The following is a 10,688-nucleotide window of genomic DNA, read 5'->3' as shown; positions in this document are numbered from 1 at the left end:
TTTTATAAGTCCATCTCTGTCATGGATTGATCATCAAAAGCCGCGCTAATATCACGCCCACTAACTATGTCACTTATAACTTCCACTTGGGTTGCATCCGGGCCTGTCTGAGCCGCGCTTTGAAGGTCAGTAAGACGCTGAGCCAGCAATGAGATGCTGCTAAAATCAAATATATCTGCCACAGTACAGCGTACCGAATAGTTTCGATTTACCCTCGAAACGAGCTGCATAGCCAATACAGAATTACCACCGCAATCAAAAAAGCTACTATCCACACTCAACTTTTCGACAGGAAGCAGAGCCACAAAGAACTCATGAAGAGACTTTTCAAGCGCTGTTTCAGGCGCGCGATAGCGTACTTCCTGCTCAGTCGATAGCTGCGGCAACAACAGGGCTTGAGTATCTACCTTACCATTTGGAGTTCGTGGCCATTGGCTCAACCAGCTAACATGCTCAGGGACCATATAACTGGGTAGTTTCATCATCAAATGTTGTCTAATTGCGCTGTATTCCCACTGCACGTCTTGACGTGTGCCCATTAAACAAAATGCACATAGATGCGAACTGCCTTGTTCAGTTGTTTTTACCAATACACGTACATCATCTTGACCCAGCAATTTGCGCAGCTGGTATTCGACTTCCGCCAATTCAATACGATGCCCATGCAGCTTCACCTGACTATCCAGCCGCCCTTGAAGCTCTAACCGACCATCTGGCAAACGCCTCGCTCGGTCGCCCGTTTTGTAACAACGCAGCACTTGCTCATGCACAGTATGAGAGACAAAACGCTGTGCAGTAAGCGCCTTGCGATTGAGATAACCCAGCGCCAGACCTGCACCCGTTATCCACAACTCGCCCCACACCCCAATGGGTAGCGGCACGCTATCACCACTGGTCTGCTCAGGCATCACCAATAGCCCAGTATTGACTATTCCGTCACCTATCGTAATATCATGCTCATCGGTTATACATGCCACGCTAGACCAGATGGTGGTTTCGGTAGGGCCATACATATTCCAAACGCTTGCACCCTGCGCTAACAAGCTTCCCGCCAAGCTTTTTTCCAAAGGCTCACCGCCACAAAGCACCGTAAGATTCGATACACAACTTGGTGCAGCCTTTATCAGTAATTGCCAAAGTGTCGGTGTCGCCTGCATAAAAGAGATCTGCTCCCGCTCAATCAATTCCGCGATAGCAAGTGGATCACTGCATACAGCATCACTGGCGACAACCACTGAAGCGCCTGAAACTAGTGGTAGAAATAGCTCCAAGGCAGCAATATCAAATGCCGTTGTGGTAATAGCTAAAACTCGGTCATGTTGCGCTATGCCAGGTGTGTTTTGCATCGAAACCAAAAAGTTGCTCAATGCACCATGGGAGATTTCTACACCCTTAGGTCGACCACTTGAACCTGAGGTATATATGACATAAGCACGTTGCTCAGACTCAATACTGCGACTTGGAGGTGTACTCTGGCATGCATCGATAGACTCAGCTTCAAAATCAATATCGATACACTGAGTGTGTGCGTCAGTCATGGTCTTTATTTCTGCACACGGTGCGTCACACAGCAATAAACCGGCCTGTGAATCAGCCAAAACTTCTTTCACTCTCGCTTGCGGATAACTCACATCAATGGGCAAGTAAGCTGCGCCTGTTTTTAATACGGCCAATAGTGTCACCACCAGCTTCGCACTGCGGGACATCGCCACCGCAACCAAACTACCTTTGCCAATACCCTGTTGAATTAAATAGTTGGCTAACTGATTAGATTGTGTTGCTAAGTCTTGGTAACTGAGCTGGAAAAGGTCATCCTGTACCGCTACCCGCTGCGGTGTTTTTAATACTTGGTCAGACAGCAGTTCGGTGAGAGGAGCATCATCTGAAAACGATTGTGACCTTGCTAACTGACGGCTGTTCAAAGCATGATGTACTTCACATTTATGCAGTGCCAATACATCACTGCTTAGTGTTTGGTCGACCGTAATCAACTCTGTCATTGCCAGCCAAGCACGGGCATAACTGCTGATCATCTCCTCATCGAATCGATCACCTTGATAATCGAGTTCTAACCACCACTGCTCACCTATATTTAAGATATTGCATGACAGATCAAATTGGCCAAAGTGCGTTTCGTTAGCGATGGGGGTAAGATCTAGCCCAGCGAACTCTGGCAGAGCTTGTACACGGTCAAAGTTAAAAACAGTATTGGGCAGCGTCCAAGCTTGCTCACACAATTGTGAATAGGGGTAATGCTGGTGCTCTAATGCGGTTAATAATTGTGCTTGTACTTGCGAGATGAGCGCACCAAATGTCAGGCTTAAGTCGATGTCTAGCTGCAGTGGCAACATATTTGTGCAATAGCCCACAAGCTGCTCATCCAGCACATCTGCATCAAATTCCGGTGACAATAACTGACGATCTGAAACTGGAATATTCACAGCGATACGGTTTTGCTGAGACAACCTTTGCAACCAGACCATGTAACAAGCTAGCAAGGTTGCAAATAATCCACACCCTTGAGACTTAGCTAGGCCATGCAGGTTTTGTATGGCTAGCTCTGGCAGCGCATACCTCAGCGACCTTACTTCAAAGTTAGACTGCGCTTTGGCTGCGCGCTTAAGTGGCAACGCGAGCTGCTCGCTACCAGCTAACTGCGCATGCCAGTACACTTCATCTTTTTGCTGAGTTGCAGAATCATCATAACTTGCTAGCGCTTGCACATAAGCTTCATAACCAGGCACACCCGCTACAAAGGAGCCCCCGCCATTGTTGTAATAGTGTGCAATGCTTGCCAAGATTATTTGCAAAGAGATACCATCACAGACGATATGGTGTGCAATAACACTTAGATAATGCTGCTGATTGTCATCGCTGAGCAAACAAATACGGCACAAAGCGTCTCGCTCAAATGCAAAGCGCTGATAACGTAATTCCGTTAACTGTCGCTGGGCATTTTGCAAAGTTAACGGATGCTCCGTACGGCAGACTTCCAGTTCGGGCATTGCCCGTGCAACATGCACCAACTCATTAATATCAACACCAAAACTAAGCTGCGGAAATGCCTGCACCACATGCTGCACAGCACTTTTGAGCCTCTCTATGTCAAGAGCACCTGACAATCCGATACTGGCCTGAAGGTGGTATGCCAGTGCGCCATTCTCGCTACGAAGCGCCAAAGCCAATAACTGCTTTTGACCCTGAGTTAAAGCAACTGGCTCTGTCGTGTGATTTACTTTGCCTGCGCCATCAGGTTCGACCGCAGCATTTTGCTGCTGACCGAAGTAACCAGCACCTTTTAACGCCAGTGCGCTGCCTTTTACTGCACCAATAACAAATTCAATGTCTTCATCACTATGTGATGCACTGATAAAGCAATTTCGCCCTTCCCAAATAAACACACCTCGGTTGAGCAGCTCGTAGAAAAAGACATCTAGGTTTTGACTAAACTGAAAACGAAACAGTGAAGAAAATGATGTGATAGCAACCGGAATATCATGTTGTGCAAAAAATGCATTCAAGGTGTCACGCAAATAGCTAGTTTTTTGTTCAAGCGCAGTTTGAAGGGAGGCACCTTGGCGTTTGATCTCTTTGAGCACCGCTACTGCACTGGCCATACTCAACGGATGTTTACAGAAAGTGCCAGCAAAAAATGTGGTATCAGCCTCTGGGAATGAATTATCGCCATATTGCCACATCCCCCCATCGATGCCATCTAGGTACTCGGCACTTCCTGCCACCACACCTATCGGCAGTCCACCACCCACAATTTTGCCATAGGTAGCCATATCTGCCTGCACACCCAGCAACCTTTGCACGCCGCCTGGATGTGCTCTAAACCCAGTTATCATCTCATCAAAAATCAACGCAATACCAAGCGACTGCGTAAGCGCTCTAAGTTGCTTCAAAAACTTAAAGGGTTGCAGATCTGGGTGTCGACTTTGCACAGGCTCAACCAGTACTGCTGCAATATCATGACCATTGGCTTTAATTTGCTCCAGTGCTGACTCATCACCGTATTTGAGCACTAAATTGTCATCAATTGCGCCCTGACGTACACCTGAGCACATGGGCTCCACCCCTTCATTACCAGGGGCTGCAGCAGCCAACGTACCATCAAAATGGCCGTGATACGCGCCTTCAAACTGTACAACAAGATGACGCTTGGTTTTGTTTCGAGCCAGCCTCAGTGCCGTCATCACAGCTTCGGTGCCCGAATTACAAAAAGACACGCGTTCGAGCCCAGTCAATTCACTAATTAGTGATGCGGCCTCACACGCCAGCGGGCTGGCAAGCCCCAATTGAATGCCATTATTTAACTGCTGTGAAATTGCCTCAGTAATAAAAGCGGGCTTGTGACCAAACAAGTTCACACCAAAATCCATGGTGATGTCGATATACTCGTTATCATCAATATCCCAAATACGCGATCCTTCACAGCGCTGTGCATAAATGGGATAGAGCATTTCTTTGCTGGATAATCTAAACCCAGCAGAAGCTCGACAATCAGCGAGCTGTTCACGGTGCTGAGCAATCAACTGCTTGGACGTCGCGGTCTTTTTGCAATATTGTGCGCTCAATGCCTCACCGTGCTGGCGCATCGCTTTGGTGCCTGCGCTATGGTGCAATTGTTTGCCTTGAAATCCTGGCAATATTGCCGACGTTGTGTTTACTTTGGAGCTGCTCTTTGGCGGCACACTCTTTGGTTTATCAGCCTCTGTGTGGTTAGCTACTGCTTTCATTTGGTGCTTAGTGTTCTGAGGATGTCCGCTGAGCCAAGACAGCTGCTGTGCGGTTACTTCAGATACACTTTGCTGAGCAGCTTCACAACTCACACTCGCTGCGGCTTGCAGTTGGGCCTGGCAAATACTCACTATCACATTACTTTCGATTTGTGTCGCCGTAGTCGCGACACTGTCACTGATCTGCACAGCTGCGTTCGGCTCACTCTGTTCATCAACTGAAACGTCCGTTAAATAATCACTGTGCTGTGCAATGTAGTCGACTAAGTTAGTGACATTACTTAGCTCTTCATAAAACTGCCTGACACTAAATTCTAAATCGAATTGTTTTTCAAAGATGCGCACCGCTCGCATAATCATCAACGAGTCCACCCCCATTTCTAAGAGTGCCAAGTGAGGGTCTATCTGCACGGTCGACATACCTAATTCTTTTGCCAACGTCGACAATACAAACTCTTCAATCGCTTGTGTTCTTTGCAACTCATTGCTTGCTGCTTGCGGCGGCACTGGTTCGGATCTCGATACCACATCAGTCGCCCCAATCCAATGAGTATGCTGATCGAATGGATAAAGAGGAAGCGGCTCTCGGAAAGTGTCATTTTGAGATTGCGATGGATAAAGCTTCGCCCAGTCAAGCTCCACCCCAAGCTCATAAAATGTTGCGATACTATTTCCAAGACGCGCGCGATCACATCCTTTATCATGCAGCACATGTAGATAAGGCCCTTCTACTTGAGGAAGGTTTTCTTGTGCCAAGGCACTCAAAATCGGTTTAGGACCAAGCTCCACAACACAAACTGGTGCCAGCTCACTCAGCTCGTGCAAACACGCATCAAAACACACTGGCTCAACAATTTGCTCGCACCAATATTCAGGCTTCGTCAGTCTTGAGTCTTCTGCTTTTCCGGTTACGGACGAAATAAACTTCACAGTAGGTTTCTGTAATGTGATGGTGTTCAGTGCTTTTGCAAATTCATCCAACATAGGGCGCATTAAAGGCGAATGAAACGCAGCACCAGTATTTAGCTCTTTCACGCGTATTTCTGAACGTGCTAACTCTTTTGAAATGTGCGCAATGGCGTTGTCACTGCCTGAAAATACCACGCCAGCTTCACCGTGATACCCAGAAATAGCCGCATTTTGGTCATATGCCGCAATTACTGCCTGAGCACGCTGTTTTGTACATCTGGCCGCAATCATTTTGCCGCCCGCATCCAATTCATGCATCAGCTGGGCGCGTGTCGCTATAAGCTTAGTTGCGTCAGACAAAGACATCACGCCCGCAATACATGCCGCCGCATATTCTCCGACACTGTGGCTAATAAGTACCTCTGGCACAGCGCCTAAACTGAGTAACAACTTCGCCATCGCATATTCAACTGCGAAAATAGCCACTTGAGTCCAGCGAATTTGATTTAATAATTGACCGTGTGGATCTTGGTACAAAACCACAGTCAAACGTTCATCAAAATATGGCGATAACAAAGCTTCACATTCGTCAATGGCTGCTTTAAATACTGTTTGTGACGCGTACAGTGATTTACCCATATCCGGATATTGTGAGCCTTGCCCTGTGAACAAAAATACTGTTGTTGGCGAATGATGCTGAGTTGCATTTCTCTGCGCGATATCAGATTCTGCGCACGTCGTGAGTTGCTCTATTAAGGCCTCACGCTCAGTGCCATAAAAAGCCTTTTTTACCCCTTTTAAATCAGGCGCTGTCGCCGTCTGATAAACTAAGCGACCAAATTGCGCATCGGCTAAAGTTTGCAACTGCTCAGCATACTGATGGGCCCACCGCGATAGCGCTTTTGGTGATTTTGCTGACAGTGGCAGAACATAACAATTAGCTTTCTCTGCTGAGCGACCTTGCTCCGTTTGTTGAGGCGGGGGCGCCAATATGACATGCGCATTAGTACCACCAAAACCAAATGAGCTCACAGCAGCTAGCGCCAATTTATTTTTGTAGACGGGCCAATCTATAACTTTTTTGGGGACCGTGATTGCACATTTATCCCAAGCTATATGGCTGTTTAATTTCTCGCTATAGCGCTGAGCTGGTATTTTTTGGTGCGTCATACACAGCATGGTTTTAATTAAACCCGCCAATCCTGCAGCCGATTCCAGATGACCAATATTGGCTTTAACTGAACCGACGATAAGCTTACTTTGACGCCGTTGACCGTATATTTGCTGCAACGCCGAGACTTCTATGGGGTCCCCAAGTTCAGTACCGGTTCCATGTGCTTCTACATAATGAATGTCTTGCGCCTCAACACCCGCGTGTGCAAGCGCTGCCTTGATGACTTGCTGCTGCGCTCGTCCATTCGGTGCTGTAATTCCGTTACTGCGACCATCTTGGTTGACTGCACTGCCTTTGATCACGCCATAAATAGGATCTTTGTCAGCCAGTGCTTGCGTGAGTGGTTTGATTAATATTGAACCTACTCCCTCACTGCGCACATAGCCATTGGCGCTATCCGAAAAAGTCTTACACCTGCCATCGCTTGCCAACATTTGTGCGTTATCGCATGCTTGCGACACATCGTCGTTCAAGATTAAATTCACCCCAGCAACCAACGCTTGCTTTATATCTCCCGCACGCACGGCCTGCACTGCGTGATGCAATGCAACCAGCGACGAAGAGCAGGCGGTATCAATTGCCAAACTCGGGCCAGTAAAATTGTAATAGTAAGATAAGCGATTGGCCGCAATGCTGAGTGCCGTTCCAGTACCTAGGTACGCGCTGCTTTTTTCTACTTGTTGAGATTCAGAAAAATAATCGCTTTGTGAGATCCCTACATACACACCGATCCGTTGACCCGTTAACTCGGACGGCATATAACCGGCTGATTGAATGGCATGATATGTGTTTTCTAGTAGCAGCCGCTGTTGCGGATCTATGTGCTGCGCTTCACTTGGCGATATACCAAATACGGTATGATCAAACTCAGAGATCCCCTCTATATATCCCCCAAAGCGATTGGCATTGACCTGCGGGCAAAGTTGCTGACGGGCATCGCTTGGGGTCGTGATGGCGTCGTGTTCATCCATCAATATTTGCCACAATGAGTCTAGATCACTAGCCTCTGGGTAGCGACAAGCCATACCAATGATCGCAATGTCGGTTTCCTGCTGTGGCGCTTGCTCCACAGCTTGTGTTTGAGAGTCCGTGCTTTTTGAATTTGACTGTAGTTTGGCCTCAAACTTTTGCGCTGGATGCCCTTCGCCACTGCTAGCTAATAGAGATTTTACCTCATCAAATTGGCACAAGTAGCCCGCTAACTCTGCAATACTTGGGTACTCATACAAGATGGTTGACTCCAATTCAATACCATGCAGCTCCATCAATTCACCAGAAATACGCACCGCTTTCATGGAATCAACACCCAAAGATAAAAAGGATGCATCGATATCTAACTTGGTACTTTCAATGCCAACTTCCATAGCAATGATATTTTGCAGCAACTTGCAAACTGCAGTAGACAATGCCGAATCTGAATGGATTGTCACAGGGGCTTCAGGCGCTTGACGCTGCGGCTCTTTCTCCGGTTTAAACGCAGCCAATGCTTCAAAGCGGGCTTGCTCATAGTGCGCTTTATTCTCTTGGCGCTGTACTTTGCCGCTCGAAGTTTTACACAGCCTGCCAGGCTTAATTAACACAACATCATAGGGCGCAATACCATGGTGCTCGACAACCGCGCTGATAATTTTCTCTATCACCTGTGCTTTATTCACTTTACGGATTGCTGTGCGCTTTAGCTGCTGCACGATCACCAAGCGCTCTTCACTATCTGCATAAATAGAAAAAGCAGCACCACCATTGCTCTCTAACGCATCATCCGAATCACTTACTGTTAGCTCTATATCTTGCGGATAATAATTTTTGCCACGGAAAATCAAAACATCTTTACATCTACCTGTGACAAACAGCGCTTGCTGATGCAAAAAACCGAGATCGCCGGTACGCAAGTAAGGCCCGTCCCCTTCTTCGGCTATATGAGCTTGAAAAACCTCTTTCGTGAGTTCTGGTTTATTCCAGTAACCCCTTGCAACACTGGCGCCTTTAACCCAGATCTCACCGACTTCTCCATCTTGGCAACGAAGGAGTGTATTCGGTGAGACAATGGCAATTTCATGATCACACCAAGCATGCCCACTCGAAACAGCCAGATATTCAGGAATAGAACACCTGTCCCGATTATCGATGATGTGTTCCTGTATCTTAGCCAGCCCTTCAAGCATCTTTTCGTTGTTTAGGCTGAGTACTTTTGGTGATTCAAGCAACGCGCCACCACTGGCAAACAAGGTTGTTTCGGCCATTCCATAGCATGGAGAAAGGCTCCCTTTGCGTAATCCGCACCGTTTAAACTTGTTGTAAAAGCGCTCTAATGTCGTCGCTCGTACCGGCTCAGCACCATTGAGTGCTGACTGCCAGTGTGATAAATCAAGTGCCTCTAACTCCTCTTCCTTGATCGTATCCACACAGAGGTCATAGGCAAAATTTGGAGCACTTGACGTCACACCTTTGAATTCACTTAATAATTTAAGCCAGCGTAACGGTTTTTGCAGGAAGTAAGTGGGATTCATTAAACAGGCTGGCGCGCCGATATAAATGGGTTGCAGTATGCCAAAAATCAGTCCCATATCATGAAAATGAGGCAACCAACTTACTATGGGCGTTTCGCTACTATGGCCAAACGCAATTTTCATCATCTCTTCGTTGTCGGTGATGTTGTCATGGCTCACCATCACACCTTTGGGTGAACCTGTTGATCCGGACGTGTACTGCAGAAAAGCCAGATCCTGACCTCTTACTGTAATAGGCTGCCAGCTGCTCGGATCTGATTCTATCGCATCAGTCGTATATAAGGCCAAACCTGTAAGACTTGTTTCCGACTCAAACAGCGGCCGTGCAATCTCATTGACTTTTTCGCTGGTTAACACACCTTTTGCTCCAGCATCTTCAATAATACTGCGCAGCCGGGTTATATTTTGATTTTTTTTCGGAGGATAAACAGGTACAGCTACAATACCAGCATATAAACAGGCGAAAAATGCTTCAATAAATGCAAACCCAGAATTATACAGAAGTAACGCGCGATCACCTCGTTCAAACTGCTTGTCCAATTGGGATGCTATTTGCCTTGCGCGACTATCAAGTTGTTTATAAGTTAAGGTTTGACTGGGAAGGTCGTCAGAGAAGAAATATTGATACGCAGTGTCATCACCACGTGTGTTTGCCAATGTAACTAACGTAGTCACTAAGTCTGTTTTCATGCCATGCCCACAAAAAAGAGTGATTAAGTGATCTCTCAGTTAGGAGCTAAGCGCTATTTTAGGCTTTAATATTTGTGCAATGAAGGCCGCTGCAGCAATCCTAGCTCTAACCACAAAAATTGAAAAAAACTAATCAATTTAAAATTCACAACGAACCGAGAGGTACTACACAAATTTAATACAATCTATGTATACGCTCTGAGGCGCGTAAATATTTGAAGGTTAATTAACCACTAAACACTGCAAGTTAAGTTAATAGACTACACCTTTTACTACCACTCAAACATCATAAACTAATGATTTATATTGAGTACTTATAAAAGAAAATGCTACTCATGCAGGCAAGACAACCAGACAACGAAACTCATTACCTAAAATTCAGAATATTCTTTATTAATTTATTACTATCACAAAGATGCTATCACACAAAATAAAAAAATAAATCAAAATTACTAAAAATTAACAAATGTACAAGATATAACCCTGCGTAAACCCTAAACTTTATCGAGTATTAAGCACTCACCCAGCTTATTTAATACCCACCTCTTACCGGGTAAAAGCCGCAGCTCTTGGTGTGAAAAAGCACGTTTTTTATTTCTTTTATTCGATGTGAATGAGCAGACTAACAGACATGTATTAAAGCTATTTGACGGCTATGGATGGATA

1 protein-coding gene is annotated in these 10,688 nt (G+C 46.2%); it reads right to left on the bottom strand.

What is annotated here, in order from left to right; all coding sequences use genetic code 11:
* Positions 1-2: 2 nt before the first annotated feature.
* Positions 3-10,022 carry a hybrid non-ribosomal peptide synthetase/type I polyketide synthase gene (locus tag N483_RS02695; RefSeq protein ID WP_023400718.1) on the bottom strand — a complete coding sequence of 3,340 codons (10,020 nt, stop codon included), beginning with the start codon at positions 10,020-10,022 and terminating at the stop codon, positions 3-5.
* Positions 10,023-10,688 lie beyond the last annotated feature (666 nt).

It is taken from the genome of Pseudoalteromonas luteoviolacea NCIMB 1944 (assembly GCF_001625565.1).
Taxonomy (GTDB): domain Bacteria; phylum Pseudomonadota; class Gammaproteobacteria; order Enterobacterales; family Alteromonadaceae; genus Pseudoalteromonas; species Pseudoalteromonas luteoviolacea_F.
Note: the sequence above shows the minus strand (reverse complement) of the source record. Positions and strands in the feature narration are given on the sequence as shown.